Origin of the sequence: Ruegeria sp. HU-ET01832 (assembly GCF_040371315.1) — a bacterium.
GTDB classification, from domain to species: domain Bacteria; phylum Pseudomonadota; class Alphaproteobacteria; order Rhodobacterales; family Rhodobacteraceae; genus Ruegeria; species Ruegeria lacuscaerulensis_A.
In genome coordinates, this window is the sequence record NZ_BAABWL010000006.1 from 244,129 (window position 1) to 270,915 (window position 26,787).

General features: G+C 58.7%; 32 protein-coding genes, 3 tRNA genes and 1 pseudogene. 19 read left to right on the plus strand and 17 right to left on the minus strand.

Features of this window, described 5'->3' with window-relative positions; translation table 11 throughout:
- Window positions 1-84: 84 nt before the first annotated feature.
- Both ABWV79_RS18380 and ABWV79_RS18385 read right to left on the minus strand, forming a co-directional pair.
- The gene (locus ABWV79_RS18380) at window positions 85-1,059 is read right to left on the minus strand and encodes an isopenicillin N synthase family dioxygenase (protein WP_353393774.1); all 975 of its coding nucleotides are present in this window, start codon (window positions 1,057-1,059) and stop codon (window positions 85-87) included.
- Complete coding sequence (locus ABWV79_RS18385; protein WP_353393776.1) at window positions 1,059-2,423, minus strand: FAD-dependent oxidoreductase; 1,365 nt, start codon at window positions 2,421-2,423, stop codon at window positions 1,059-1,061. Before ABWV79_RS18385 ends, ABWV79_RS18380 begins: the two co-directional genes overlap by 1 nt.
- A 167-nt stretch (window positions 2,424-2,590) precedes the next feature.
- Here ABWV79_RS18385 and proS point away from each other — a divergent pair, with 167 nt between their 5' ends.
- Both proS and ABWV79_RS18395 read left to right on the plus strand, forming a co-directional pair.
- On the plus strand, window positions 2,591-3,931 hold the full coding sequence (gene proS, locus ABWV79_RS18390; protein WP_353393778.1) for a proline--tRNA ligase: 1,341 nt from the start codon (window positions 2,591-2,593) through the stop codon (window positions 3,929-3,931).
- Window positions 3,915-4,805 (plus strand): glycosyltransferase, encoded by an 891-nt coding sequence (locus ABWV79_RS18395; RefSeq protein ID WP_353393780.1) that lies wholly within the window; start codon window positions 3,915-3,917, stop codon window positions 4,803-4,805. Before proS ends, ABWV79_RS18395 begins: the two co-directional genes overlap by 17 nt.
- On the opposite strand, the gene ABWV79_RS18400 is transcribed toward ABWV79_RS18395, so the two are convergent.
- Window positions 4,802-5,158, minus strand: coding sequence for a hypothetical protein (locus ABWV79_RS18400; RefSeq protein WP_170753135.1), 357 nt, complete (start codon window positions 5,156-5,158; stop codon window positions 4,802-4,804). The two genes, ABWV79_RS18395 and ABWV79_RS18400, sit on opposite strands and share 4 nt — an antisense overlap.
- Before the next feature lie 324 nt (window positions 5,159-5,482).
- On the opposite strand from ABWV79_RS18400, the pseudogene ABWV79_RS18405 reads away from it, so the two are divergent.
- The 3 genes and pseudogenes from ABWV79_RS18405 to ABWV79_RS18415 form a co-directional block, all read left to right on the plus strand.
- Window positions 5,483-6,472: pseudogene (locus ABWV79_RS18405) on the plus strand (DUF6492 family protein); the annotation flags it as partial.
- A gap of 65 nt (window positions 6,473-6,537) precedes the next feature.
- The gene (locus tag ABWV79_RS18410) at window positions 6,538-7,833 is read left to right on the plus strand and encodes a lipoprotein-releasing ABC transporter permease subunit (RefSeq protein ID WP_353393782.1); all 1,296 of its coding nucleotides are present in this window, start codon (window positions 6,538-6,540) and stop codon (window positions 7,831-7,833) included.
- Window positions 7,826-8,512, plus strand: coding sequence for an ABC transporter ATP-binding protein (locus tag ABWV79_RS18415; RefSeq protein ID WP_170753129.1), 687 nt, complete (start codon window positions 7,826-7,828; stop codon window positions 8,510-8,512). The genes ABWV79_RS18410 and ABWV79_RS18415 overlap by 8 nt, the downstream gene beginning before the upstream one ends.
- Here ABWV79_RS18415 and ABWV79_RS18420 read toward each other — a convergent pair.
- Window positions 8,496-8,933: a DMT family transporter gene (locus ABWV79_RS18420; RefSeq protein ID WP_353393784.1), complete on the minus strand. Its 438-nt coding sequence runs from the start codon at window positions 8,931-8,933 to the stop codon at window positions 8,496-8,498. The genes ABWV79_RS18415 and ABWV79_RS18420 overlap by 17 nt on opposite strands.
- A gap of 92 nt (window positions 8,934-9,025) precedes the next feature.
- On the opposite strand from ABWV79_RS18420, the gene ABWV79_RS18425 reads away from it, so the two are divergent.
- A complete protein-coding gene (locus ABWV79_RS18425; RefSeq protein WP_353393786.1) occupies window positions 9,026-9,427 on the plus strand; it encodes a c-type cytochrome in 402 nt (133 codons plus the stop codon).
- 2 nt (window positions 9,428-9,429) lie between these two features.
- Here the strand turns inward: ABWV79_RS18425 and ABWV79_RS18430 are convergent, their stop codons facing one another.
- Window positions 9,430-10,116, minus strand: coding sequence for a hypothetical protein (locus ABWV79_RS18430; RefSeq protein ID WP_170352509.1), 687 nt, complete (start codon window positions 10,114-10,116; stop codon window positions 9,430-9,432).
- Between the two features lie 41 nt (window positions 10,117-10,157).
- On the minus strand, window positions 10,158-10,820 hold the full coding sequence (locus tag ABWV79_RS18435; RefSeq protein WP_353393788.1) for a DNA-3-methyladenine glycosylase I: 663 nt from the start codon (window positions 10,818-10,820) through the stop codon (window positions 10,158-10,160).
- Window positions 10,821-11,210: 390 nt separating this feature from the next.
- Between ABWV79_RS18435 and ABWV79_RS18440 the strand changes: the two genes are divergently transcribed.
- The 5 genes from ABWV79_RS18440 (at window position 11,211) to ABWV79_RS18460 (ending at window position 16,639) form a co-directional block, all read left to right on the plus strand.
- Entirely contained in the window at window positions 11,211-12,161 is a 951-nt protein-coding gene (locus tag ABWV79_RS18440) for an ABC transporter substrate-binding protein (protein ID WP_353393790.1), read from the plus strand.
- Window positions 12,162-12,171: 10 nt separating this feature from the next.
- On the plus strand, window positions 12,172-13,221 hold the full coding sequence (locus tag ABWV79_RS18445) for a quaternary amine ABC transporter ATP-binding protein (RefSeq protein WP_353393792.1): 1,050 nt from the start codon (window positions 12,172-12,174) through the stop codon (window positions 13,219-13,221).
- A complete protein-coding gene (locus tag ABWV79_RS18450) occupies window positions 13,218-15,278 on the plus strand; it encodes an ABC transporter permease (RefSeq protein WP_353393794.1) in 2,061 nt (686 codons plus the stop codon). The genes ABWV79_RS18445 and ABWV79_RS18450 overlap by 4 nt, the downstream gene beginning before the upstream one ends.
- 102 nt (window positions 15,279-15,380) lie before the next feature.
- Complete coding sequence (locus tag ABWV79_RS18455) at window positions 15,381-16,046, plus strand: NnrU family protein (protein ID WP_353393796.1); 666 nt, start codon at window positions 15,381-15,383, stop codon at window positions 16,044-16,046.
- Between the two features lie 71 nt (window positions 16,047-16,117).
- Window positions 16,118-16,639, plus strand: a complete 522-nt coding sequence (locus tag ABWV79_RS18460) for a DUF2478 domain-containing protein (RefSeq protein WP_209195067.1) — start codon at window positions 16,118-16,120, stop codon at window positions 16,637-16,639.
- Between the two features lie 160 nt (window positions 16,640-16,799).
- Here ABWV79_RS18460 and ABWV79_RS18465 read toward each other — a convergent pair.
- Window positions 16,800-16,883 (minus strand) — tRNA-Tyr (locus tag ABWV79_RS18465).
- 116 nt (window positions 16,884-16,999) lie between these two features.
- Here ABWV79_RS18465 and rlmB point away from each other — a divergent pair.
- The 4 genes from rlmB to ABWV79_RS18485 all read left to right on the plus strand — a co-directional run bounded on the left by rlmB (window position 17,000) and on the right by ABWV79_RS18485 (window position 19,282).
- Window positions 17,000-17,773, plus strand: coding sequence for a 23S rRNA (guanosine(2251)-2'-O)-methyltransferase RlmB (gene rlmB, locus ABWV79_RS18470; protein ID WP_353393798.1), 774 nt, complete (start codon window positions 17,000-17,002; stop codon window positions 17,771-17,773).
- The gene (locus ABWV79_RS18475; RefSeq protein ID WP_353393909.1) at window positions 17,754-18,056 is read left to right on the plus strand and encodes a hypothetical protein; all 303 of its coding nucleotides are present in this window, start codon (window positions 17,754-17,756) and stop codon (window positions 18,054-18,056) included. Before rlmB ends, ABWV79_RS18475 begins: the two co-directional genes overlap by 20 nt.
- Before the next feature lie 100 nt (window positions 18,057-18,156).
- Window positions 18,157-18,612, plus strand: coding sequence for a YHS domain-containing (seleno)protein (locus ABWV79_RS18480; protein ID WP_234899415.1), 456 nt, complete (start codon window positions 18,157-18,159; stop codon window positions 18,610-18,612).
- Window positions 18,613-18,811: 199 nt separating this feature from the next.
- Complete coding sequence (locus ABWV79_RS18485; protein ID WP_353393800.1) at window positions 18,812-19,282, plus strand: CoA-binding protein; 471 nt, start codon at window positions 18,812-18,814, stop codon at window positions 19,280-19,282.
- A gap of 1 nt (window position 19,283) precedes the next feature.
- On the opposite strand, the gene ABWV79_RS18490 is transcribed toward ABWV79_RS18485, so the two are convergent.
- The 3 genes from ABWV79_RS18490 to hisF form a co-directional block, all read right to left on the minus strand.
- Window positions 19,284-19,850: a hypothetical protein gene (locus tag ABWV79_RS18490; RefSeq protein WP_353393802.1), complete on the minus strand. Its 567-nt coding sequence runs from the start codon at window positions 19,848-19,850 to the stop codon at window positions 19,284-19,286.
- A 61-nt stretch (window positions 19,851-19,911) separates the two neighbouring features.
- The gene (locus ABWV79_RS18495; RefSeq protein ID WP_170753107.1) at window positions 19,912-20,229 is read right to left on the minus strand and encodes a phosphoribosyl-ATP diphosphatase; all 318 of its coding nucleotides are present in this window, start codon (window positions 20,227-20,229) and stop codon (window positions 19,912-19,914) included.
- Window positions 20,226-20,987 (minus strand): imidazole glycerol phosphate synthase subunit HisF, encoded by a 762-nt coding sequence (gene hisF / locus ABWV79_RS18500; protein ID WP_170756401.1) that lies wholly within the window; start codon window positions 20,985-20,987, stop codon window positions 20,226-20,228. Before hisF ends, ABWV79_RS18495 begins: the two co-directional genes overlap by 4 nt.
- Window positions 20,988-21,161: 174 nt before the next feature.
- On the opposite strand from hisF, the gene ABWV79_RS18505 reads away from it, so the two are divergent.
- Complete coding sequence (locus tag ABWV79_RS18505; protein WP_353393911.1) at window positions 21,162-21,554, plus strand: DUF302 domain-containing protein; 393 nt, start codon at window positions 21,162-21,164, stop codon at window positions 21,552-21,554.
- A 106-nt stretch (window positions 21,555-21,660) separates the two neighbouring features.
- On the plus strand, window positions 21,661-22,035 hold the full coding sequence (locus ABWV79_RS18510) for a hypothetical protein (protein WP_170756400.1): 375 nt from the start codon (window positions 21,661-21,663) through the stop codon (window positions 22,033-22,035).
- A gap of 16 nt (window positions 22,036-22,051) precedes the next feature.
- On the opposite strand, the gene hisA is transcribed toward ABWV79_RS18510, so the two are convergent.
- Entirely contained in the window at window positions 22,052-22,774 is a 723-nt protein-coding gene (hisA, locus tag ABWV79_RS18515) for a 1-(5-phosphoribosyl)-5-[(5-phosphoribosylamino)methylideneamino]imidazole-4-carboxamide isomerase (protein ID WP_170753102.1), read from the minus strand.
- 134 nt (window positions 22,775-22,908) lie between these two features.
- Here hisA and ABWV79_RS18520 point away from each other — a divergent pair, with 134 nt between their 5' ends.
- On the plus strand, window positions 22,909-23,310 hold the full coding sequence (locus ABWV79_RS18520; RefSeq protein ID WP_353393805.1) for a DUF2147 domain-containing protein: 402 nt from the start codon (window positions 22,909-22,911) through the stop codon (window positions 23,308-23,310).
- A gap of 4 nt (window positions 23,311-23,314) precedes the next feature.
- Here ABWV79_RS18520 and hisH read toward each other — a convergent pair whose 3' ends face one another.
- On the minus strand, window positions 23,315-23,953 hold the full coding sequence (gene hisH / locus ABWV79_RS18525; protein ID WP_353393807.1) for an imidazole glycerol phosphate synthase subunit HisH: 639 nt from the start codon (window positions 23,951-23,953) through the stop codon (window positions 23,315-23,317).
- Window positions 23,954-24,541 (minus strand): imidazoleglycerol-phosphate dehydratase HisB, encoded by a 588-nt coding sequence (gene hisB / locus ABWV79_RS18530; protein ID WP_353393809.1) that lies wholly within the window; start codon window positions 24,539-24,541, stop codon window positions 23,954-23,956. It lies immediately after the preceding gene.
- Window positions 24,542-24,697: 156 nt separating this feature from the next.
- Between hisB and ABWV79_RS18535 the strand changes: the two genes are divergently transcribed.
- On the plus strand, window positions 24,698-24,937 hold the full coding sequence (locus ABWV79_RS18535; protein WP_170753098.1) for an Lrp/AsnC family transcriptional regulator: 240 nt from the start codon (window positions 24,698-24,700) through the stop codon (window positions 24,935-24,937).
- Here ABWV79_RS18535 and ABWV79_RS18540 read toward each other — a convergent pair.
- From ABWV79_RS18540 to ABWV79_RS18555, 4 genes are all read right to left on the minus strand, one after another.
- On the minus strand, window positions 24,934-25,800 hold the full coding sequence (locus tag ABWV79_RS18540; RefSeq protein WP_353393811.1) for a GNAT family N-acetyltransferase: 867 nt from the start codon (window positions 25,798-25,800) through the stop codon (window positions 24,934-24,936). The genes ABWV79_RS18535 and ABWV79_RS18540 overlap by 4 nt on opposite strands.
- Window positions 25,801-25,897: 97 nt before the next feature.
- Window positions 25,898-25,972 (minus strand) — tRNA-Gly (locus tag ABWV79_RS18545).
- A gap of 33 nt (window positions 25,973-26,005) precedes the next feature.
- Window positions 26,006-26,080: transfer RNA gene (locus ABWV79_RS18550), tRNA-Gly, on the minus strand.
- A 316-nt stretch (window positions 26,081-26,396) separates the two neighbouring features.
- Complete coding sequence (locus tag ABWV79_RS18555; protein ID WP_170352538.1) at window positions 26,397-26,780, minus strand: MAPEG family protein; 384 nt, start codon at window positions 26,778-26,780, stop codon at window positions 26,397-26,399.
- Window positions 26,781-26,787: the final 7 nt, after the last annotated feature.

Below are 26,787 nucleotides of genomic sequence, written 5' to 3' on the forward strand. Positions count from 1 at the left end.
CCCTTGTTGCCGGTTCTTGCATATGTTCTTGGCGTATGCGGCGCGGCGATGCAAGCGGTTCATGGGGCTGTGGATTTCTGCCCCTCAATCGGCAAGCGTTCCCAGTTCCGGCGTCGCCTCATCGGCATGTTCATCTGGCCAGTTGGTGCGCCATATTTCGGCCGACCAATGGCCGCAATGGACCGAAGGGCGGTCGAATCCGTCCAAAGGCTCCAGCAGCGGACGCACAACAACATCATGACGAGGTACAGCGAAATATGGGAAGGAATAGCGCTCTTGCCCAGATCGGTTGACAACCCGGTGTGGCGTGGATTTCAGGCGTCCACCGGACCAAAGCTCTAGCATGTCACCGATATTCACGACAAACCCGCCGGGAGGGCAGTCCGGCGTTATCCAGCCGCCTTCGCGGGTCTGAACCTCCAGTCCGCCGACGGGGTCGGGGGCGATGATGGTCAGGGCGTCGGTATCCTTGTGCGGGTGGATACCATATCCACCCTCATCCGGTGCCTGCGGAGGATAGTGCAGCAGGGTCATGTTGGTCATTGGATCGACAAATGCGTCTCGCAAGGTGCGAGCGGGCAGGGACAGCCCGACCTCTAGCGCGCCCAGCAGATGATCGGCCACCGCATCCAGTTTCGACCAATAGCCAAGTATCGTGTCGCGCGCGCTATCCACGCCCTTTGGCCAGAGGTTAGGGCCATAAAGTGCGCAGTCCTGCCGGATCGGTGCATCGGGGGCCACGTCATAGTGTAGCTTGTAGCCTTCGTATTTGTCGGCCTTGCCTGATCCGTCATTGGGGGTGAAGAACCCCATTGGGATATATCCACGATAGTTCTCGCGCGTGATCGCCTGATCCCATTTGGCGCTTTCCTCGACCGCAAAGATATCGCGCACGCAAGCGCGCACGGCGTCTACAGTATCGGGGGAAATGCCCGTGCCGGTGATCGATAGAAAACCGATACCGGTGCAGGCGTCCATGATTTGCTTAACGGTGCGAGCATAGTCCGGGTGCGCCGAGTCGCGCAGGGGGGTGATGTCGATGGTCGGGATATGCTGCATCAGTGAATCCGCACGCCCTGACGGTCGAGTTCTTTGTGGACGGGGGCGAGATTCATCGTGTCGACCTCCTGATTGCTTTTCAGCGACAGCGCAGCGGCGATGCCTGCGCCTTGGCCCATGACAGCGCAGCAGGCCATGTTGCGTGTGGCGGCATGGGCCACTTTGTCGGCTCCGTGGGAACGGCCCGCTACCAGCAGCCCTTTGATTCCCTTGGGGAGCATCGAACGATAGGGCACCTGCATGTACCGCCCCGTGGTGGGCAGGATTAGGATGCCATAGCCGTCAATGAATTCGGGGTAGATGCCGATCGTATCTTCGAACCGGCCCTGATGGCGGGCGTCATCCTCGGTCATGTTGTAAATTGCGTCGATCTTGCGGGTGTCGCGGATGCCGATGGTCATTCCGAAATTCCGCAGCCGCGCGTTTTCGCAGCCCGGCATGAAGCGCCGCAGTGCCTCGATGGCCAGCATCGACTGACGGCGGCCCTCAATCTCGCCCCGCGTCAAGCTGTCGGGATCGGTGCCGTCAATCTCGGCCAGATGGATGAGGTTCATATAGGTCAGCTCACCCGTATCATGCATCGCGCCCCACGTGCCTGCGATGGTGTTCAGGTGCGGCGGGATCATCCCTGCATCAATCGCTTGTTGGAAGGGCTTGTGAACGAAGGGCGAGAACATGTCATCCTCTTTCCCCGAGGTCTCGATATTCCACTCACCGCCGCCGCCCCAGTCCTTGTAGGTCTGCGGATCAGCCTTGACGCCCTCCATAAACGCACGCTTGTCGACACCGGCCAGATGGAACATGACCGAGGCGGCCATCATATCCTCGCGCGCGGTTTTGTGGGTCGGGGCACCGGCGCGGTGGGCGACATCTGCGTCGCCGGTGGCGTCGATCACCACGCGGGCCAGAATCGCCTCGCGCCCGGCTTTGGATTCGGTGATGATGCCGGTGATCCGGTTGCCGTCCATGATCGGGGCCACGAACTGACGGTGCAGCATCGGATGCACGCCTGCTTCTTCGACCAGCTTGTCGGCCACCAGTTTGAACCCTTCGCTGTCCAGCTCATAACTCAGCGACTGGCTTTCCGGCACCGCCGCGCCCATGTCCTTGGCGCGGGTCTCAAACTCCATGCCGATGCCGCCTGCCTCGACCGTTTGTTCGTGGCGATACCATGCGAACCCTTCGACCCCCACGGCGGTGATATTGCCGCCCATGCAGCCAAAGCGATCAACCAGTGACACTTCGGCCCCGGCGCGCGCGGCGGCCAAAGCGGCGGCCAGCCCGGCGGGGCCAGAGCCCACGACCAGAACATCCGTCTGGTGAACAACAGGAATTTGACGGGCGGGTTCCGAGATTGTCTGCATCGGGGCCTCACATTTTTACATTCCTGTCACATTTGAGGTTCCTGACTGGCGGGTCAATAAAAAATGCGACGGGCCGGGGGTCGCAAAAACGCCATTGCGTGATTGCCCCCGGCGAGGCTTTGGCATAATCACCTTGCAGCGAAATTCTCACCTTTGAAGGTCACCCAATGCGCCTGAGCCGTTACTTTCTGCCCGTTCTCAAGGAAAACCCCTCCGAGGCTCAGATCGTCAGCCACCGGCTGATGCTGCGCGCGGGCATGATCAAGCAGGCATCCGCCGGGATTTACTCGTGGCTACCGATGGGCTTCAAAGTACTGCGCAAGCTGGAAAACATCATTCACGAAGAGCAGGCGCGCGCAGGCCATATCGCGATTCAGATGCCGATCATCCAATCGGCGGACCTGTGGCGCGAATCCGGGCGTTACGACGACTATGGTCAGGAAATGCTGCGGATGAAGGACCGGCATGACCGGGATATGTTGTTCACGCCGACTGCCGAGGAACTGGTGACGGATATCTTCCGCGGCCACGTCAACAGCTACAAAGACCTGCCGCTGACCCTGTACCAGATCCAGTGGAAGTTCCGCGATGAAATCCGCCCGCGTTTCGGCGTGATGCGGGGGCGTGAGTTCTATATGAAGGACGGCTATAATTTCGACCTGACCAAAGAGGATGCGCTGCACGCCTATAACCGCCATCTGGTCAGCTACCTGCGCACCTATGAGCGTATGGGCCTGCAAGCCATCCCGATGCGTGCAGATTCCGGCCCCATCGGTGGCGACGACACGCATGAATTCCTTGTGCTGGCAGACACTGGTGAATCCGAGGTCTTCTATGACAGCGCCGTCACCGATCTGAGTTTTGGCGACCGTCAGATCGACTATGATGACCGCGCCAAGTGTCAGGCGATCCTCGAGGAGTTTACCTCGAAATACGCGCGCACCGACGAAACCCATGACGAGGCGCTGTTCAACGAAGTGCCGGAAGAGCGCCGCCGGGTGGCGCGGGGGATCGAAGTAGGGCAGATCTTCTATTTCGGGACCAAATATTCCGAGGCCATGGGCGCGACCGTCCAAGGGCCCGATGGCAAGCCGACCCCCGTTCACATGGGCAGCCACGGCATCGGTGTCAGCCGCCTTATTGGTGCAATCATCGAGGCCAGCCATGATGACAAGGGCATCATCTGGCCCGAAGGCGTAACCCCGTTCCATTGCGGCATCGTGAACCTGAAGCAGGGTGACGATGAGGCCGACGCGGCCTGCGAGAAACTCTATGGCGCGCTGACGGCGCTGGGGCTGGAGCCGCTCTATGATGACCGCAACGAGCGGGCAGGTGGCAAATTCGCCACCATGGACCTGATTGGCCTGCCATGGCGCATCACCGTTGGTCCGCGCGGGTTGAAAAACGGTGTGGTTGAACTGACCTGCCGCCGCACTGGCGAGAGCGAGGAACTCAGCCCCGAGGCCGCCGTCACTAAGATCGCCGAGATCTATGAGCAAATCGGCTGACACAGACGCGCCGCTGATCTCGGTTGTTACGGCGACGCATAACCTGCTGTCCCAAGGGCGGCAGGATAGCTTTCGCGAGGTAATCGCGTGCATGGCCCGCCAGAACTGCTTGAGGTCCGAGCATATTATTCAGGACGGTGCCTCAACGGATGGCACCGTTCCGTTTCTTCAGGACGTCACTGCCAATGCAGAACGGACTCGCGTGATCAGCGAACCGGACCGCAACCTCTACGACGCGATGAACAAGGGGGCAGGGGCCGCGCGTGGTCAATACCTTTTGTTCCTGAACTCGGATGACTCGCTCGCTTCGGATGACATCCTGAACATAGCCGTTGAACGTTTGACCGCGACCCGGCCCGACTTCCTGTACGGGTCCACCTTGCGGCGGTTCAAGGACGGGACGGAAAGCCGCGAAAAACGCATGTCTCTGACTGCGATCCTTCAGCGTATGCCGTTCTGTCACAACTCGGTCCTGATCCGAAGCGACGTGTTCAAGGCGCTGGGCGGCCATGATCCGCAATTTCGCGTGGCGGCTGATTATGACCTCATGCTGCGCATGATATCTGCCGGGTATCAGGGCGAACGTATGGACGAGCCGATTTCGATGTTCTGGGGGCGCGGTGCAAGCAGTGATACGGATCTGACGGCCCGGGACTATGCGCGCGTTTGGATGAAGTACTACGATAGGCTGAAGGCCGCAGATGGTTTGACCGAAGATGACTTCTGCCGGTTCTACAATCGCGGACACATGCCCGCGAAACTGGTCCTTGGGCGGTTGATCGAACCGGGAACATGCGCCGGTATCAAAGCGGCGGCGCGCCACAGCCTGTGGAAGGCCATGCGGCGTTCAGTCCAGTTCTGGCGCAGCTTTTAAGCGCCGTTCACCGAAGGTCGGGCGGCCAGCAGGTCGCCGGTTTCACTGTCGCGTGCAACAACTATGGGGCGTCCCATCCGCTGCACCAAGTCGCGGAACTCCAGCCCCAGGAACCTCAGCCCACACACCCGCTTTGCCGTTGCGATGTCGGTAATGCACAGGCGTCCTTGCCGGAAGGCAAGCTGGTAGCCTTTGTCTTTCAGGATGTCTGTCAGGCCATTCCAACTGGCCGCACTGGCAAACAAGGGACGTATCGCGGCCCTCAGCAATGCCGCTGTTTCGCAATCCAGTTCTGTCGATGCCTGCCGGGCCGAAATCGCGCCCGCTTTTTCTTTGTTTAGTCGAATACTCATGAGCGACCCCCGCTCTAAAAATTGTATTCCCCCAAAGTCAGGGTGACAAAGTTTCGAAAAATAATCAAAAAGCGAAATATTATTCCAACGAAAATGTTGCATTTTGAGTTCAGTCAATCACGCGAACCCCGCATTGACTACATAGCTGAAACAGTCGCCGCTGGTCTGTGAACGGTGTCACAACCTTTGGTTTTGAGAGGTTCGACTAAATCATCCTTACCTCGAATAGCGGTTTGCCGGAACCGACAACTGATTCGTGGTGTGGTTCGCTTGGACAGGTCGGCAAATGCTGCTAGATGAGGGGAAAAACGCAAAAAGGTCCGCGCGGTGCTGAGTTTCGCAACGGTTGTATATTCCAGGGACTTTCCTTTGCTGGAGCTTCAGGCCCTTTCCTTCGCCCGGTTTGTTGATCCGGCGCAGGTCGGGTCGATCCATGTGATCATGAACGACGTTGATGAGGGTGCGTTGCGGCAGCGGATCGAGCCGATTCTACCTGCCTACGGAGCACTGCAAGACAAGGTGCGCGTCCTCAGTGGGGACGATGTTCTACTAGGGGAGGGTCATTGTGCGCGACGCCCGGCGCTGGATCGTGTGCTGATCGAGAACCGCTTTCGCATTCCGCTGATCCGCAAGGGCGGGTGGCTTGGCAACAATGGCTACCGCAATCAACAGATTCTGAAACTGGGCGCGGCGCGGGTCGCGGCCTCCGAGAATATGGTCATTCTGGACACCAAGAACCTGTTTCTGCGCCAGTTTGATGAGGCAGAGTTCTTTACGCCCGGCGGCGCGGCGCGCATCCCGTTCATTGACATTGAAAGTGATTTTCACCGCAACTGGCTGCTGCAAAGTTTGGATGCCCTAGGTACGCCACGGTCTGATCCAGGGCAGATCAAGACGACAACCTTTGCCACGCCGTACCCGGTGCGCCGGTCGCTTGTCCTATCTCTGCTGGATGAAATCAACGCGCGCTACGGCTCGGTTCAGGCCTTATTCGCGTCGCGCAGGCGGCCCTCAGAGTTCATGTTGATGAACGCGTTTTGCCTGAAATCCCACGACGGTTATGCCCCATGGTTCGAAGAAGCGGAGTCTACAGCCATCGGGCTCTGGCCTACCTATTCGACCGAGGTGCTGACGCAGTTGCTAGGACGGCTGGATGACCCGCGCAGTTTGACGCTTGGGTTGCACAACCGCGCCATCGCGAACCTGCCACAGGATCTGCGCGACCGTGTTTTTCACGAGCTTGAGGCGCGCGGCATTTGTGACCGGAGCCGGGCCAAGGCCGTTTTGCAGCAAACCGCAGCCCTGTCGGGATAACGCGCGGCTTGACCATTCGGCCAAATGCCGAAAGGGTCACGTCCAACAAAAACACCGGAGCAGGCATGGCCAAGACACCCCCGCCCTTTGCACCTTTTGAATGGAAAATCGCCTGGCGATACCTACGCGCGCGCCGCGCCGAGGGGGGCGTCAGCGTGATGACCTGGATCTCGCTGATCGGGATCACCTTGGCCGTGTTCGCTCTGATCGCCACGTTGGCTGTTCGATCGGGTTTCCGTGCCGAGTTTGTCGGCACCATTCTTGGTGCCAACGCGCATGTGACTGTTTATTCGGCTGGGAATTTTGATGCGCAGGGGCGCATAGATCGGACCATTGAAAACTACGATCAGGTGGCTGACAGGATCGGGCAAGTGCCGGGCGTTCAACGGGCGGCACCTTTGGTCAAGGGGCAAGTGCTGATCACAAACCGCGACCGCAGCAGCGGCGTCGAAGTTTTTGGGATACAGCCTGACGACTTGTTGGACCTGCCGGGCATCGCCGAAAGCGATCAGGCGGTGGGCGATCTGTCGGAATTCCAGAACGAGGAATTCGTCATTGCGATCGGTTCGGGCGTGGCGCGCAGTATCGGCGCGACAGTAGGGGATACAGTCAAGCTGACCTCGCCTAACGGGGTCAAGACGGCTTTTGGCACCTCGCCCCGCGTCAGCGCCTATCGGGTGGTTTATGTGTTTTCGGCCGGGCGCTATGACATCGACCGCACCCGTGTCTACATGCCGTTCGAACAGGCGCAGACCTTTTTTAACCGGGAAGGTGTGGCCGATGAGATCGAAGTTATGGTGGATGATCCGGAGAATCTGACACCCATTCTGATCCCCATCCTGGAAGCAGCAGGCGAACGCAGTCAGATATGGACATGGCAGGACGCCTCGGGCGGGTTCCTGCGCGCGCTTGAGGTCGAGGACAATGTGATGTTCATCATCCTGTCGATCCTCGTACTGATTGCGGCGATGAACATCGTCTCGGGTCTGATCATGTTGGTCAAGAACAAGGGGCGAGATATCGGCATCCTGCGCACCATTGGCCTCAGCGAGGGGTCTGTCTTGCGCGTGTTCTTCATCTGCGGGTCATTTACCGGCATTATCGGCACTACGATGGGTGTGGTTTTGGGGTGCTTGTTTGCGATCTATATCGACCCGATCTTCAGCTTTGTGAACTTTGTCATGGGCGGCGGGGTCTGGGATCCTTCGATCCGGGGCATCTATACGTTGCCGGCCGAGTTGCACCTGTCCGATGTGCTTAAGGCCGTGGGGTTGTCGCTGGGCCTGTCCTTCTTTGTCACCTATTTCCCGGCCCGCCGCGCGGCGCGGCTGAACCCGGTTGAGGCGCTGCGCTATGAGTGACGTGACATTGCGGCTGAACGGCCTGACCAAAACCTATCTGCAGGGCACACCGGGCGAGGTGCAGGTGCTGCGCGGCGTCGATCTGGACCTGCGCGCGGGCGAGGCAGTTGCACTAGTGGCGCCCTCTGGGGCGGGCAAGTCGACGCTGCTGCATATTGCCGGGCTGCTGGACACGCCCGATAGCGGCACCGTTGAGATCGCGGGGCAGAGCATCGCAGGCAAAGGCGACCGCACCCGCACCGCGCTGCGGCGGCAGGATGTAGGCTTTGTCTATCAGTTCCACCATCTACTGCCCGAGTTCACAGCGCTGGAGAACATCACCCTGCCGCAACTGGCCAATGGTGTCTCCGAGAAGGCCGCACAGGATAGGGCGATGGCGCTGCTGGATCGCGTCGGTGTTGCGGCGCGCGCGGATCACCGCCCGGCGGCCCTGTCTGGGGGCGAGCAACAGCGGGTCGCCTTTTGCCGCGCGCTGGCCAACGCGCCGCGCGTATTGTTGGCGGATGAACCGACGGGCAATCTGGACCCCGAGACCTCGGATCAGGTGTTCGATGCGCTAATGGCATTGGTGCGGGACGAGGGGCTCTCGGCCCTGATCGCCACGCACAATATGGATCTGGCCGCGCGGATGGATCGCAAGCTGCGGTTGGATGGGGGCGTTCTTAAGCCAGTTGAGTGATCGCCACCCCGGCGGCCATCACGGCGATACCGCCCGCGCGTATCCATGTCAGCGGCGTGACTTGCGCACCGAACAGGCCGAAATGGTCTATGGCAGCGGCGCTGATCAACTGTCCGATCAACACGAAGAACACCGCGTTGCCCACGCCGAAATGCGCGGCGACGTGGGTTATTGACAGAACGTAGAAGGCGATAAGCACACCCGCAAGCAGCAGGTGTCTTGGTGCCCCGGCGATTTTCGATAAGGCTCCGAACCCCGGAAATAGCACCATGACGACTGCCGAAGATGCAAAGGCGATGGCGAACAGAACCACTGCGGCGGTCGTAGGGGAACCGATCATCTTGCCCAAAGCCGCGTTCAATGCGGCGAGGATGGGAACTCCGATTCCGGCGGCCAGCATGATGGCTGCGTATTGTGTCATGGCCCGTGTCCTATGGTTTCGTTGATCTGGATCATTGCGCCAAGCTGCCCAACGAGCAAGTCTGCAAATGTCAGTCGTGACAGGAGGATGCGATGATCAGACGGGTACTCGGGCTTGTTTCGATAGGGTTAGCAATGGGGTCTCAGGCCATAGCGCAGGATGTGCAAGAGGGTGCGAAACTGTACCAGCACTATTGCGCGACGTGCCACGGCATTGATGCTACCGGGCAGGGTCCTATGGCCGGGGTGCTGGTGATCCAGCCGACAGATTTGACCGCTTTGGCCAGCGCGGATGGCACTTTCCCGGTCGCACGTGTTGTCGCGCGGATTGACGGGCGCGATCCCTTGGTCAGTCACGGCAGCCCTATGCCGGTCTACGGGCCATATTTCGATGGTCAGGATACTTCGATGAAAACACCTCAAGGGCAGCCAATTCTAACAAGCCAGCCAATCGTGGACTTAGTGGCGTACCTGCAAACGTTGCAAGCGAAATAGCCTTAACGGCAAATTCCCTCGACCTCAGCATCGGCCCAAGGGATTACCACGTCCCGTTCGCGGCGTTCGCCGGGTAGCGCTGCTAGGTCAAAGTGCTGTCCCAGCATTTCATGCAGCCGTTGAGTGCGCGGTGCTGTAGGATCCAGTGCACGGCAGCAGATGTATTCCTCGACAATAGCGCCCTGCTGCTCGAACCCGTAGGACAGGAAATCGGGCGAGGTCGTCAGATCAAATTGATAAGGATCAGTATTGCCCCCATGCTCGGCCGCTGCACGCAATGGGTGATAGCCCGTGGTTTCCCGGTTCTGCCACTGCCACACGTGGGTCAATTCATGGGCCAGCAACATGGCGGCGATCAGGTCCATCTGTTCCGGAAACTCGGACATATAATCCTCGAGGTACCAGTCTTTCGTGAAGTAGACTTTGTTAAACAACGCGACGGCGGCAGGTTTTGCAGTGACCACGCCTTCCTTGGTTGGCGGCAGGATACGCTCGCGGCAGGCCAGACGCGGACGGTCTTTGCGATAAAAGGTGATCGGCACGACCGGGGCGCCTTCGACCAAACGTACGTTCTTTAGGTCCAGCGTGTTGCCCTGAACAGCGCTTGCAAAGGCGACCTCGTTTTCCGTAAGGGGACGGCCGCAAGAGTAAAGAAACAACAAAGACGTCATCAAAATGAGGCGCAACATGTTCCGACCTTAATCCCTGACCTTCAACCTGCAACCTGTTTTCAAACGCTCATAGCCAGAACGCGGCTGATTTCCGTGAGCGAACGCCCGGATTGATCCATCCACGTATTAAAAGCAGCCTGCACAGCGTTCATGGCTTTCTTGGAGGTCGGCGCTTTGTCTACGACGCCTTCGGCTATCAGCCGTGCTGCAACATCCTGCGAGAGAATGAAGCTGTCACGGCCTGCAAAGCGCAATGCGATCTGCGCCGAGGTACCACCCAAGCGCGCACCACGCTTACGCAGTATCTCAAGCAGACCGACGAAGTCGGTCGAAGGCCAGCCACCCAACACCCGGCCTGCACCACCTTCTTCACGCAGTTCCAGCAGAAAGGCTGCGTTGTCACGCACGGCGGCGATCTTGGTGCCGTTGCGCACGATTCGGGTATCTTGCAAGAGGGTGTCGAACTTTTCGTCGTTCATGAAGGCGCATCGGCCCACGTCAAAACCGTCGAACGCAGCCTCGAACCCGTCCCATTTGGATTCGATCACTTTCCAGCTGAAACCGGCCTGAAATATGCATTTGGTCATCACCGATAGCCAGCGGTCTTCTGGCAGATCCGCCAGTTCTTCAGGGGATTTGGGTGTCTCGAGTTGCGAATTCAGGGCGTCGGCGCCGCCGTGTCGGTCGGCGGCCATCCTAAAGATATCGTCAAAATGGTGCATAGCGGTGTCCTTTCTGATCAGCGTTGCTTGTCAGGCCCGGGGTTTCAAGGCCCCGAATCCAGGGCAAGGCCTAAGCGTTTCGGGAAAAAAGTTGGAAAATTGGAAAGAAACACTCGACAAATCAGGTGATTCTGGTTTGTGATTGACTGGTCAATCAATGTCCGCACCCAGCGAAATGTGAAAACACGTGGGGGCGGGCTTTCGGTGCATGCCGGCAGGCGGGGAACATTTAGGTCGGTCGAGCGTATGATTTCCGCGCTGGACCCAACTGTTTGCTTTCCCTTTCCGGCTTTAATTGTGCATGTTGCGGCATGGTAATGTCGTGAGACAGCCCCCGAGGCGCGTGCTTGTGCCGGAGCGGGCGAAGCAAAAAAGACAGGGAGAATGTCGATGAAAAAACTCAGTGTAAGCCTTTTGGCGATGACCGTTGCGGGCTCGGCTTTTGCGGCCGATATGGGCGCCGTGGATGAACCGATCAAACTGGCGATCAACGAGTGGACTGGTCAGCATGTGACCACCCATGTGGCCGGGGAGATGCTGAAAGCCGCAGGGTACAACGTGGAATATGTCACCGCGGGCATGATGAACCAGTTCCAGGCGCTGGCCGATGGCGACATCGACGCCACGCTTGAGATCTGGTCGTCGAACGTGTCCGACGAATATGCCAAGAAGGTTGATGAAGGCACCGTCGTTGAAATTGGCGATTTGGGTCTGGATGCCAAAGAAGGCATCGCATACCCCGCCCACGTGGCCGATCTGTGCCCGGGCCTGCCCGCTTGGGAAGCCTTGAAAGATTGCGCACAGGTTTTCGCAACCGCTGAAACGCTGCCCGGTGGCCGACTGGTCGACTACCCGGCAGATTGGGGTACGCCCGGCGCGGACCGCATGACTGGTCTGGAACTGCCGTTCAAAGCCGTGCCCGCTGGGTCCGAAGGCGCACTGATCGCCGAACTGCGCGCCTCGACCGAGCGCAAATCGCCGCTGCTGATCACATTCTGGCAACCGCATTGGGCGATGTCGGCCTATGACGTTCAGTTTGTCGAACTTCCCGCCGGTGAAGAGGCGTGCTTTAACGATCCGGCGTGGGGTCCGAACCCGAATGCAGTGAACGACTGCGACTTCTCGCCCTCGCGTATCTTCAAGGCAAGCTGGAGCGGCATGGAAGACAAATGGCCCGCAGCTTATGAAATTCTGACCAACTATCAGCTGGCGGTCGAAGATCAGCAGCCGATGATGGGCGCGATCGACGTCGATGGCGGCAAGGTCGAGGAAGTCGTCGCTGCGTGGATGGCTGAGAACGAAGGTAAGTGGCGTCCGGTCGTTGACGCGGCAACACAGTGAGCCAGCCTAAGTGACGCAAGCTAAAACGCCAGCCATTGCCTGCCAGAATCTCTGGCAGGTCTTTGGCCCCGGTGCAGACAAGGCCCTGACCGACGCGCTGTCTCGGTCAGGGAGTGACTCCGACAAAGCCGCCTCCGATCTGCGCGAACGCGGGTTCATCCCTGCCGTGCAGGACGCTAATTTCGAAGTCAAAGAGGGCGAACTTTTCGTTATCATGGGCCTGTCGGGCTCGGGCAAATCGACGCTGATCCGATGCATCTCGCAACTGCTGCCCGGTACGGGTGGGGAAATCCGCGTGGATGGTGAAAACGTCATCGGTGCCTCGAAGAAGGTACTGACCGACCTGCGCCGTAAGAAGCTGGGCATGGTGTTCCAGCATTTCGGTCTTTTCCCCCATATGACCGTCGCCGAAAACGTGGCCTATCCGCTGCGCGTTCAGGGCGTCGGTAAAAAGGAACGTCTGGCCCGCGCGCAAGAGGTGATCTCATTGGTCGGTCTTGAGGGGCGCGAAGACAGCTTCCCTCGGCAGCTTTCGGGCGGCCAGCGGCAGCGCGTGGGAATCGCCCGCAGTCTTGCCGTGAACCCCGACATCTGGTTTTTGGATGAGCCGTTCTCGGCCCTCGATCCCCTGATCCGTCGTCAGTTGCAGGACGAATTTCTGCGCATTCAGGCGACGTTGAAGAAATCCATCGTCTTCATTACCCACGACATTCAAGAGGCGCTGAAACTGGCCGACCGCATCGCGATCATGCGCGATGGCAAGATCGTGCAGATCGGCACGCCCACTGATATCGTGCTGCGCCCGGTCGATGACTATGTACGCGAATTCTCGAAAGACGTCGCAAAGGGCCAACACGCCAAGGTCGCCTCGGTCATGCGCGACGAGTCCGAACGTGGCCCGGACGATCCCGGTCTGACGACCAGCATGACATTGGACGCCGCGCTGGCGCATTGCATGGAGCTGTACGAACCGGTGCCAGTGCGGGATGAGGCGGGCAATATCGTCGGCACGGTTCACCCGTCCGATCTGGCTGCGGCGCTTCAGGTGGATGAGACATGACGGCGATCACGGACCTCCCTGCACAGGCGCGCCTGACGATCGAAGCCAAGGCGGCACTGATTACTGTTGTCGTCGGCGCGCTGTGTCTGGCGCTTGAGGGTATTGCCCCGTGGCTGGTCAAATGGCCCGCCGCATGGGAGTTGCCGGCGACGCAGTGGGTCGGAGCCTTCCTCGACTGGTTCCTGAACGGCATCAAACCGGCGATGCGGTTGTTTTCCGACCTGATGACCTATCCGATGGACGCGGCGAATTTTGTTCTGGCAAATACGCCATGGCCGATCCTGATCGGGCTTGTTACCGCGCTGGGCTGGTATCTGGGCGGGCTGCCAATGGCCGCGTTGGGGTTCTTCGGCCTCAGCTTCGTGCTGGCCTCGGGCTATTGGGCCGAGAGCATGAATACGCTGGCGCTGGTGGCTGTCTCAGTCCCTGTGGCGCTGGTTGTGGGTGGAGGGATTGGCATTCTGGCCAATGAGATCCCCCGCGTGAAAAACTTTGTTCAAGCCGTGCTGGACGTCATGCAGACCGTGCCGACCTTCGCTTATCTGACGCCTTTGCTGCTGCTCTTTGGTTTTGGCCCGGTGGTGGGTTTGATCGCGTCGGCCATCTACGCTGCACCGCCCATGGCGCGCAACGTGATGCTGGGCTTGGAACGGGTCGAGCCCGAGATCAAAGAGGCCGCCATTATGTCCGGTGGCACGCGGTTCCAGCAACTGTTTCAGGTGGAAATCCCGGCGGCTGCAACCCAGATCATGGTTGGCGTGAACCAATGCCTGATGGCGGCCTTGTCGATGGTGATCATCGCGGCCGTGATCGGTGGCTTCAACGATATCGGCTGGGAGGTTCTGCTGACCATGCGCAAGGCGCAGTTCGGCGAATCCCTGATGGCCGGTCTTGTGATCGTGGTGTTTGCCGTCGTCATTGACCGGATGAGCGGCACGCTCGCCACCGAACGCAAACGCTATGACCAGCGAGTCGTCTGGGCGGTTCTGGGCTTTACCGTGCTGTTCACTGCGGCCTTCTGGCTGTGGTTGCCGAACCCGTCCGAGCTGACCCTTCTGGATCCGATGGCCGAGGCGATTGACAGCGGCTTGACCGCCTTCACTCAGGCCAACGGTCCGTGGTTAGATGCGCTCAAGAACAACTCGCTGTTCTACGTGCTGCTGCCACTGCGGATTGGTCTCGACCAAGCGGTGCTGCCGTTCACGTGGGGCTTTCAGTGGACGCCCGGGATGAGCTTCGGTCTCTTTGCCGTGGCCGCTGTGATCGCGGCGCTGATGGCATGGCGCGGGCATCTGACCGGAGGCTTGGTTGTGCTGATCCTGATCGGCATGTTGGAAACTGGCATTGCGAATCTTCCATGGCCCTTTGTCCTGACGGGGGCTGCTGCCCTCAGCTATGTCGCGGGTGGTTGGCGACTGGCGGCGCTGTCCGTGGGGCTGCTGTGCACCATCCTCGTCTCGGGCCTGTGGGAGCGCGCCTTGCTGTCGCTTTACCTCAGCGGTGCGGCGGTGTTTTCTTGTGCTGTGGTCGGCGGGCTGATCGGTCTGGCCAGCGCGGTTTGGACGCCAGTATGGAAAATCGTCCGCCCGATCTGTGACATGCTGCAAACGATCCCTCTATTCGTGTTCCTGATCCCGGTTCTGATGGTGTTCCAGATTGGCGAGTTCTCGGCCTTCCTGGCGATCTGCGCCTATGCGATCGTGCCGATGATCCGGTACACCCGCCATGGTCTGGTAAACACACCCGAGGAAATGATGGAGGCTGCAATCTCCAGCGGCGCGACCGAGTGGCAGATCATGCGAGACGTGCGCGCGCCCTATGCCGCGCCGACTATCCTGCTGGGGCTGAACCAGACGATCCTCTATGCCTTTGCGATGCTGGTGATCGCGGCGCTGATCGGCACCACCGGTCTGGGCCAGTCGATCTATCTGGCGCTGGGGCAGGCGGATGTGGGGCTTGGCATCTCGGCCGGGGCGGCGATGGCCATTCTGGCGCTGATCGCCGACCGTATGGTGCAGGGCTTTGCCGAGGAACGCCGCAAGGCACTGGGCCTGTAACTTTGGGCAGGGGCGGCGCGACCGCCCCGCCTGATTTGATTTCGAACAAAGACGGTCTCAACCTACAGGGCTAAACCGGGCGCAACACGTTCGGAGACTCTGATGACTGGTTGGGTCCTATTCCTTGCAGCGCTGATCACATTCATGCTGACGCACGCTATTCCGGCGCGTTCCGCCTTGCGTGGGCAGTTGATCACAGCGTTGGGGCGCAAGGGATATTTCGCAGCTTTTTCGGCTTTGTCATTGCTGGTTCTGGGCTGTCTGATTGTCGCGGCCAGTCGTGCGCCCTATGTCGAGGTCATCCCACCTTGGCCTGTTTTCCGCTGGGTGCCATTGTTGGTCATGCCCATCGCCTTGTGGCTGGCCGCCGCCGGTGTGGCGATACAGAATCCGTTCTCATTCGGTGGATTGGGTCGACGCCCGTTCGATCCGGAAAAGCCGGGCGTTCTGCGCGCCACTCGACATCCGGTGCTGGCGGCGCTGATGCTTTGGGCATTGGCGCATCTGCTGGCCAACAGCAGCCTTGCGCACGTGATCTTGTTTGGCCTGTTTGCCGGGTTCGCGGTTATGGGAATGGCCTTGATTGACCAGCGCAAATCCCGCGAGATGGGCATCGAATGGATTCGCCTGTCCCGTAACACCGCGCGCTTTTCCCCGCGCGCCTCGCATCCCTGGCCACCCCTTTGGGTCTGGCTGGTTTCACTTGCCGCATATGCGGTTCTGCTTCACCTGCACGCAGCTGTGATCGGGCTTTCTCCTTTACCTTAGGGTAAAGGAGTGGCCGGAGCGTATCTTGCGTGCTATCTGGAATGTCACAGTTTTATGACGAGGGTCTCTGAATGTACCTGGGCTATGTAACCACCACCGACCGTGGCGCGACCGATCTTTTGCTGGCCGCAGCTGCTGAACAACTGTTGAAATCTGGCGCTCGGCTTGCAGGCGTTGTGCAGACCAACACTGAATGCGTTGACAGCACCAAATGCGATATGGACGTGCGCGTTCTACCCGAAGGTGACACCATCCGCATCTCGCAGTCACTGGGCACGCAATCCCGAGGATGCCGTTTGGATCCCGCCGCGCTGGAACAGGCTGTGGGGTATGTGACCGCGTCGCTTGCCGACAAGCCGCAATTGTTGATCGTCAATAAGTTCGGCAAACATGAGGCTGACGGGCGCGGGTTTCGTCCTTTGATTGCCGAGGCATTGGCGCAGGACATCCCTGTTTTGGTTGGCGTGAACGGTCTGAACATGGAAAAGTTCCAAGAGTTCACGGGCGGCGCAGCAGAAGAAATCACGCCGAAACGCGATGCCATTCTGGAATGGTTTGACCGTATCACAGCGCAACGAGCAGCCGCTGCTTAACGCGGGCTCTTCCATCTTAAAAAACAACGCCTTTGGTATGCCAAGGGCGTTGTTTAATATGAAAACTCACGACGTCACGCAGAGATTCAATTTCGCGAACGGAGATGATGCGCGCTGCACATTGTGCAACCCGTTGCGCTTTTTTACCATCTGAGGAAGATGGTGGGCGACCCTGGAATCGAACCAGGCGTGCGTCTCCGCGAGGGAGTTACAGTCCCCTGCCACACCTTGCGGCCTGTCGCCCACTGTCAGGCGTTGCACCTGACGTGGAGGCGTGATTACTAGCGCCTTAAACGAGCGTCAACAGGAAAATACTGCTTTGGCGCAGGAAACCGAATTCCCGGCCAGGAGGCCCAAGAAATGAAGAAACCCAAGTGGGTCGTTGAAAAGGAACAGGCGCGCAAGGCGGCCGCTTCTGAAACTGTATGGTTGTTCGGCCTGCACGCTGTGCGCGATGCCCTGATGAACCCCAAACGGCAGAAATTGCGCTTGATCGTGACCCGGAATGCCCGCGACAAGCTGAACGAAGCCATTGAATTTGCAGGAATCGAGGCTGAAATGGTTGATCCGCGCAAGTTCACGGCTCCGATTGACCCCGGCTCGGTGCATCAGGGGGCCGCGCTTGAGGTCAAGCCGCTGGATTGGGGCGGGCTGGCCGAAAACTGTATCGGGCGTGAACATCCGCGTGTCATTCTGCTGGACCGTGTGACCGACCCGCATAACGTCGGGGCGATTCTCCGCTCGGCCGAGGTTCTGGGGGCCAGCGCGGTCATCGGCACCCGTCACCACTCGGCGCCGGAAACCGGTGCCTTGGCCAAAACGGCCAGCGGAGCGCTAGAGCGGCAACCTTACCTGCGCATGCGCAACTTGGCCGATACAATCGTTGAGCTGCAGAATATGGGTTTTCTGGTCCTGGGCCTGGACGGTGAGGCCGAGCAGACGATTGAGGCGACGCTGGATAGCAAGTTCGACCAACCGGTCGCCTTGGTGCTTGGGGCCGAGGGGCCGGGGTTGAGGCAGAAAACCAAGGAAACCGTTGACCAATTGGTGAAAATTGACGCGGCAGGCGGCTTTGGATCGCTGAATGTCTCAAATGCGGCCGCAATTGCCCTATATGCTTCAAGGCATAGATAGACAGGAGAGCGCCATTTCCACCCCTTCGAAAATTGTCACCTGCTGCTATTGCGGCACCCGAGCTGCGCTGGTCCTGAAAGGTAAGCAACGCCACGAGCTAAGCTGTTCAAGTTGCGGCGCACCGTTGCACGACCTCAAAATGGTGCCGAAGCGCAAGCTGTCCGACGCAAAGTCGGACCACCGAATCGAAAAACAGCGAAAGACCAAAAAGAAGAAGAAAAAGAGCGTCTTTTCACGCGTGTTCGACGAAGCATGGGATGTGATCGAGGATATTTTCGACTAGGGCGTTTATTCGCCCACGCGCGATCACATCCGCGTTAATTGGGGTTTCAGCGGCGTTAATCAATTGCATCTTGATACCCTGACTTCCTAATGAAGACCTTATGAAGATGTACCGACGTTTCCTATTGGGCGCGATAACCGCCTCTATGCTTGCTCCTGCTGCGTTCGCGCAGCACTTACCCGTGTTTTACAAGACGGATGGCGCAGCCATGGCTGGGTATGATGCGGTGTCGTATTTCAACGGCGATGCCCCTGTTCGCGGCCGTCCAGAGTATTCTGTGGTGTGGAAAGGGGCCGAGTGGCACTTTGCGACACCTGAAAACCGTGATGCGTTCGAAATGAACCCGCGTGCGTACGCGCCTCAGTTCGGAGGGTACTGCGCTTATGCAATGGCTCAGGGGGAATTGGTCAGTACAGACCCGAACCTGTGGCAGGTGATCGATGGACGCCTTTACCTGACGCATTCGCCAGCGATCGAGCGTATGTGGGAACAGGATACAAGCGGTTTTATTCGAATGGCCGAGGCAAACTGGCCTGTTATCCTCTACGAGAACTAGGCGAATTTCCGCTTTTCGTGATCTGTCATCACAAAAATGCGCTCCCCCTCTTTTTTTTAGCCGGGACATGCTTAAATGTCACAGTGACCGCGGAACGGAACTGCCGCGGGTCATTTCACTGTCCCTCGTTCCAACACCTTGCGCCCGGGTTATCACCTGGGCGCTTTTTTCTTTGATGGACTGCGCATAGGGTGGCGGCATGACTGAATACACAGACGCATTTCTGTCGAACATCCTTAAGCGCACGAAAACTGTCGCCGTGGTTGGTGTTTCGATGAACCCGGTCCGGCCCAGCTATTATGTTGCGCGCTACTTATCGCTCAAGGGGTACACGGTTATCCCGGTCAATCCTGGGCATGCGGGAAAAGAGCTGTTTGGCACCAAGGTTCGGGCGTCTTTGTTAGATGTTCGGGAATCGGTCGATATGGTTGATATTTTTCGACGGTCCGAGGCTGTCCCTCCGATCGTTGATCAAGCACTGGATGCGTTTCCGGAATTGGGAACCATTTGGATGCAGATCGGTGTAGAACACGCCGACGCTGCAGCAAAGGCGCAGACGCGCGGTGTTGATGTGGTGATGAATCGCTGTCCCAAGATCGAATATCAGCGCCTTTTCGGCGAGCTGCGGATGGGTGGGTTCGCGACCGGGGTGATCTCGTCCAAGCTATAAGCTATTCGCCTGTATAGGCGAGGAGCTCGCCGTATTGTTCGATACGCCTTTGTGCCAACACAATCTCGCGCGGGACCCAGTCATATCGGGTGTCCTCGCTGAAGGGTGACCAAAAAAGAGTTCCGCCGTACCGCCAGGGGTCCAGAATGATTCCGTCCTGCATCTCATCCTCTGAGCGACTGATAATCGCGGTGCTGTGGTCAATTCGCAGCGGGTTATCCGCATTGGCGATGGCCCGGTGAATCTTCAGGGTTTTGAAACCTTCTTGGTTCAGACGCTGCTCGATATCCTCGGCCCAGTGCCAGCACAGTCCGCGCGGCTTTAGGCCCTTGTTGACCTTGGCATTGTGGATCAGCGGAGGATCGGTAATCTGGTATTCCTGCGCCAGCTGCGCGGTATAGGCATAGGTGATACGTGCAGCGCGGTCGGCCTCGGATGGATCAATGCCGGGGCCCAGATTTCGGATTTCGGTGGCCAGACGCTGCGCCTCGTCCCCGGTCTGGGACGGAGGGCTGGCACAAGCAGTCAGCGCCACAAGGGCCAATAGGGTGGCCAAGGTTTTGATCATCTGCGGGCCCTTTGATCCGTTCGGTGTTGAAACCCGATCATAAAGGCACGTCGGCGAAAGCCTAGTCCTTTGGCCTTGCAGCTTTTTCGGAGATGCCGCTGATACCTTGACGGCGGGCCAGTTCGGCCAACACGTCATCCAGCGCCACATCGCGCGCGGCCAACATGACCAGCAGGTGATACAGCACATCCGCTGCCTCGGCTGTCAGCCCGGCTTTGTCGTTCTTGACTGCTTCGATGATGGCTTCTACGGCCTCTTCGCCGAATTTCTCGGCGCATTTCTCGGGGCCTTTGGACAACAGCTTGGCCGTCCAACTGCTGTCTGGGTCCGTCCCCTTGCGCGAGTCGATCGTGGCGGCCAGATCGTGCAGGATACTCATGTCAGCCTCATGGGGATGCCGGCGGCGGCCATATGCTCTTTGGCCTCGCGGATAGTGTATTCGCCGAAATGGAAGATCGAGGCCGCAAGAACCGCACTGGCCCCACCTTCGGTGACGCCTTCGACCAGATGATCCAGATTGCCGACCCCGCCCGAGGCGATCACCGGCACGTCCACAGCATCAGAAATGGCGCGGGTCAGCGGCAGGTTGAACCCCGCCTTGGTGCCGTCGCGATCCATTGATGTCAGCAGGATTTCACCCGCACCCTTGGCAACGACGGTTTTGGCGAACTCGACCGCGTCGATACCGGTGGGCTTGCGGCCGCCATGGGTGAAAATCTCCCACTTGCCGGGGCTGACGGTTTTGGCGTCAATGGCGCACACGATGCACTGACTGCCGAACTGATCGGCGGATTCGGCGATCACATCGGGGTTGGCCACGGCGGCCGAGTTGAAGCTGACCTTATCCGCCCCGGCCAACAGCAGGGCACGAACATCGTCCTTGGTGCGTACGCCGCCGCCAACGGTCAGGGGGACAAAGCACTGCTCGGCCGTGCGCTGAACCACGTCGAACATGGTGCCGCGGTTTTCATGGGTGGCGTGAATGTCCAGAAAACAGATCTCATCCGCGCCAGCCTCATCATAGGCCTTGGCCGATTCCACCGGATCGCCCGCATCGCGCAGGCCAACAAAATTGACGCCCTTGACCACGCGGCCATCAGCGACGTCCAGGCAGGGAATGATGCGTGTTTTCAGCATGTCGAAGTCCTTTGTTGGCGCACCTCTAACGGCAAAGCCCCGCCGATGCCAGACTTGTGATTGTGATCTCCCGCGAAGCCGTGGAAATTAGGGATGAAATTCATGAAAAGGATTATCGAGATGCGACATCTTATTCTTGCTTCAATACTCACATTCGGAGGGGCACTGTCCGCCATGGCAGACGACATCATCAAAGTTGAGACAAACAAATCCGTGGCCGAGGCGCTGGACGCGCTTGAGGCTGCTGTCGGCAATGCAGGCGCGACCGTCTTTGCCCGCGTCGACCATGCCGCCGGCGCCGAGAAGGTGGGTACACCGATCCCGGCCAATGAGGTGCTGATCTTCGGCAACCCTGCACTTGGTACACCCGCCATGCAGATCGACCCGCGCGCCGGGCTGTTCCTGCCGCTGAAGGTTCAGGCTTACCAGGACGCCAACGGGCAGGTTTGGTTGGCCTATGAAGACCCAAAAGAGACCTTGGACGATCTCAATGGTGTCTCTGACGCCCCAGTCATCGAAAAGATGCGCGGTGCACTGGCCAAACTGACTGCGGCGGCCGCGCAATAAGGTTCTGCCACGCCGGCGGGTGCGTGGCGATACCTCTCAAGTTTTGGGATGGCGGCGATTTGTGATAGAATTGCCGCATTTCAAAGTACATATTGGGAGGTTTTTTATGAAAATTGCCTTACAAACAATCAGCGCAGCAGTGATATGTGTCGGGGTGTTTACCACCGGAGCGATTGCGCAAGATTTCATGTCCAAGTCAGAACTTTTGGCAACCCTACCCGGGTCAACAGTCCGGTCTATTTCTAATCAGGATGACAAGACCCAGTGGGCACAGGCATACAGCACTGGTCGCAAAAAAGGTAAACTTGCCGGTAATTTCGGGGGAAACTCCTACGACGGCGAGTGGTATGTTGATGGCGATAAGTGGTGCGAAAAGACCGGAGACTGGTCGGGTTGTTTTCAATTCGTAAAAATCAGTGAAACGGAGCTGCAGCCATACAAAGATGGGCAGCCCCGGAAACACACATGGAAGCTGGAATAACCGCCGGTCGGCTTGATTACGCGCCGAGCGTGGCCAGCGCTTTTTTCAGATCAAGCGCCCCGTCGTACAGCGCACGGCCCGAAATCGCGCCATTCAATTCCACGCCACAATCGCGCAGGGCGATCAGATCATCTAGCGAGCTCACTCCGCCCGACGCGATCACCGGAATGGACACGGCGCGGGCGAGGGCGGCTGTGGCATCAATATTCGGGCCCTGCATCGCGCCGTCGCGGTTGATATCGGTGTAGATGATGGCCGCGACGCCCGCATCCTCGAAGCTGCGTGCTAGATCAGTGACTTCGACATCGGTTTCCTCGGCCCATCCTTTGGTGGCGACCATGCCGTTGCGGGCGTCGATGCCCACGGCGACCTTGCCGGGAAACTCACGCGCGGCTTCGCGGACCAGATCGGGGTTTTCGACCGCAACGGTACCAAGAATGACGCGGGCGAGCCCTTTGTCGATCCAAGTTTCGATTGTGGCCATATCGCGGATGCCTCCACCTAGCTGGGCGGGGACTTTGCATGCCGACAGGATCGCTTCGACCGGGGCGGCGTTGACCGGCTCGCCGGCGAAAGCACCGTTCAGGTCGACCAGATGCAGCCACTCGCACCCGGCTTCGACAAATGCTTTCGCCTGGGCGGCCGGGTCGTCATTGAACACAGTCGCCTTGTCCATTTCACCACGCAACAGGCGCACGGCCTGGCCGTCTTTGAGGTCGATGGCGGGGTAGAGGATCATGATCGGCGGCCCTATATCAGTGTTACACGCGGGGGATATCGCACAAGCGGGGCAGGGGATGCAACGCGACGCGGGGTCATTCTTGCCCGACGACATAAGGCGCGACAAAGTGGCCTCATAAAAGGGAGAAGATCATGAAATCTACATTCATTGCAGCAGCGGCCTTTTCTGTTCTTTCTACGGCAGCGCTGGCAGACCCGGTCGACGGTCTTTGGAAAACCGAGCCCGGAGATGTAGGCAACTATCTGCACGTTTCGATCCAGCCCTGCGGCAGTGCCATCTGTGGAACCATCGATAGCGCGTTTGACGCCTCGGGCAATCAATCGTTGAACTATGAGAATCTGGGTAAACAGATGATCTGGGATATGCAGGCGCAAGGGGATGGCGCTTATGGTGGTGGCAAAATCTGGGCCCCGGACCGCGATAAGACCTACAGTTCAAAAATGCAGCTGGACAGCCAGAACAAGCTGACCGTCAAAGGCTGTGCTGCGGGTGGTCTGATCTGCCGCGGCCAGACCTGGACCCGCGTTCAGTAAAGGATCAGGGCTTCCACGTCAGGAAGTTGCCGATCATGCGCAGCCCCACATCCTGGCTTTTCTCGGGGTGAAACTGCATGCCAACCATCGTGTCACGGCCAATCACGGCCGTGACGTCCTGCCCATAGTCCACATAGGCCAGACGCTGTGCCGGGTCCGCGACCCGGAAGTGGTAGGAGTGGACGAAATAGGTGTGATCGCCGGATTTTATCCCTTCAAACACCGGGTGATCGCTTTCCAGAACCAGATCGTTCCAGCCCATGTGCGGGACTTTCAGCGCGCTGTCTGACGGTTCAATCCGCACCACATCGCCCGCAACCCAGCCCAGACCATGGGTGTCGGTGTATTCGTGGCCCGTTGAGGCCATCAGCTGCATCCCGACGCAGATGCCCAGAAACGGACGGCCTTTTTGCTCCACCGCCTCAACCATGGCGTCGTGGATGCCCTTATGGCCGCGCAGTTCGGCGGCGCAGGCCGGGAAAGCCCCGTCGCCAGGCAGAACCAGCCGGTCGGCGCGCGCGACAACATCCGCGTCCGAGGTCACGACGACCTCACCCGCATCCAATTCCCGCGCCATCCGCTGAAACGCCTTTTCCGCCGAGTGCAGGTTGCCGCTTTCGTAGTCAATGATCGCTGTCAGCATCTACAGCGCGCCTTTCGTGGATGGAATCGCATCCGCCTTGCGCGGGTCGGTTTCGACCGCCAGGCGCAGGGCGCGGGCGACGGCCTTAAAGGCAGCTTCGGCAATGTGGTGGCTGTTGAAGCCGTGCAACTGGTCGATATGCAGGGTGATGCCGCCATGGGTGGACAGTGCCTGAAAGAACTCACGTACCAGCTCGGTGTCGAACGTGCCGATCTTGTGCGTCGGCAGGTCCACGTTCCAGATCAGGAACGGACGGCTCGACAGGTCCAGCGCACAGCGCACCTGCGCGTCATCCATCGGCAAGTGGCATTCGCCATAGCGCCGGATGCCCTTCTTGTCGCCCAATGCCTGCGTCAGCGCCTGACCCAGCGCGATGCCGGTGTCTTCGACCGTGTGGTGGTCGTCGATGTGGTAATCGCCCTTGGCGCGGATCGTCATGTCGATCAGCGAATGACGCGCCAGCTGGTCCAGCATATGATCGAAGAACCCGACGCCGGTCTGGTTGTCATAGGTGCCGGTGCCGTCCAGATTGACCTCGACCGAGATCTCGGTCTCGGCGGTCTGACGGCTGATCTTTGCGCTGCGCATGGGCGAATTCCTTTTGCTACAGGCGCGCTTATAGACGGGGAATGGCGCGCATATCCAGACCGCAAAGGCGCATTCGCCGTAAACTGTTGCAGGGGATTGCACCCCGGCGCGCCTCGTGCCAGCTTGCGACCAACACGAACCAATAAGGCCCGGCCCATGTCCACCTGCGTTTTCATCCAGATCCGCTGCAAACCCGGCACCACCTATAAGGTGGCCGAAGACATTGCCCTGCGCGAAATTCATTCCGAGCTTTATTCGACCAGTGGTGAATACGACCTGCTGCTAAAGCTCTATATCCCGGAAACTGAAGATGTGGGTCATTTCATCAACGAAAACTTGCTGGTGATTCCTGATATCGAAAGATCGCTGACCACGATGACGTTCAAGGCGTTCTAACCCAACTCAAACGTAGTTACCCCGAAAACCCGACTCAGGTCGATGTCCGGTTCATGATCGGAATACATGCGCGCTGTTTCGAACACTTTCTTTAACTCCAACTGCTGCGCCATCGCGATGGCGGCATCGTTGGGCTGGGGCATGTCGACAAAGACATCGTGATCGCGATGATCTACGGGAATAGCGGCGAGCAAACTGGCCAAAAGCGCCTGAGCAATTGCGGCGTCATCGGCAAAAAGCGGGCCGACTTTGTACCCCGTTTTGCAGGGGCGAAGGGTGGCATATCCTCTGATCTGACCATTTTCGGTGTAGACGCGTGAGATGTGGGAGTAGGCGCTTAGCCAGCTTTGCAAAAATGCGTCCCGCGCTGCCGGGAATAGCTGTCGGTCGTAGGCTTTAAGGGCGTCGGTGGCTGTCTTTATGGGCGCAACCCCATTGCCCAGAACTTGACCCAGTTTGGGCAAGACCTGTCGAACGGGGGCGCCGAAGCGGAAATTGTTGTAGGCAAAGGTGAACCCTGATTTCCGGTAATTATCCTGTTGCTCGACCACGCCATCCAGCCCCATGTTGCGGCCTTCACAATGGGCAAGTGCGTGTCTGGCTATCTCGAGACCGTGGCCGTGATGTCGAAATTCGGGCCGAACAATGTAAAAGCCAAGGAATGAAAAAGCGTCGTCATAGTTCACGGCCGAGACCGACGCGATCATCTCACCATCCAGAAAGCCGCCCAGAAATCCATTTGGGTCTGTTGGGCGAAAACACTGAGCGTCGTGCACGCCGGGGTTCCACCCTTCGCGGCCGGCCCAGTCAACGGCGTTTTGCAATTCATCGGCGGTCAGTGACCTGATACTATATCCTGACATGTTAAAATCCTGAAACTTGTAACGATAACACCTACAACGCCAACAGAATGGCGCAACAATCGGCAGGTGGCCAGAAAAGTTTCAAGAATTTGGTATCTGGAGCGGGCGAGGCGATTCGAACGCCCGACCCTAACCTTGGCAAGGTTATGCTCTACCCCTGAGCTACGCCCGCATCAGATACTATGTTGGTCCGAAGACCTCTCAATGGAGCGGGCGAGGCGATTCGAACGCCCGACCCTAACCTTGGCAAGGTTATGCTCTACCCCTGAGCTACGCCCGCGCCGTTGAGTGAGGAGGGATGTATAAATTCCCGCGCAGGGCTGCAAGCGGAAAAGCACAAAAAGGTGCAAAAATATTTCGACGGAAATGCGCTGCTGAAGTGTTCAAGACATAGAGCAACGTAAAACAACAAGGATGGAAACGAGGAAATGAAGCGGGTGGCAGACATAAAGACGGCTCTATTGGCCGGTTTGATCGTTTTAAGCTGCGCACTGAGCGTGCGGGACGAGGACAGGCTTGGAAAGGCCGAGCCTGACCTCGGGCAATTGCCTAGGGTTGAAACACGCGTTTTGACCGGCTGACCCGTGTTGCGGTGATCAAAAGGCCAATATCAGATTCGAGATAGCCGCCACCAGAAGGGCTGTGAACGTCAAAACCATACCGAGTTGGCGTAGGATAACGATCTGAGGCGTCTTGCCGAATCCATAGGCATGCAGCATGCGTCCGGCCAGCAAACACAGCCCCAACAGATTGACCAACAGGCCGCTCGCCCCCTGAAGCTCGACCATGGCGATCAGCAGCAACCCAAACGGAGCATATTCTGCAAAGTTGGAATGGGTTCGTACCGCTTTAAGCATCTCGCCGTTGCCCGAGTCGCCATACGAGATCTTTTGGCTCCGGCGGGTACTAATGACCCAGCCGCTGAGAGCAACGTAGATGATCGCCAGCAGCGCAGCGTAGATAGGTGTGATAGACAGCATGTTTTCC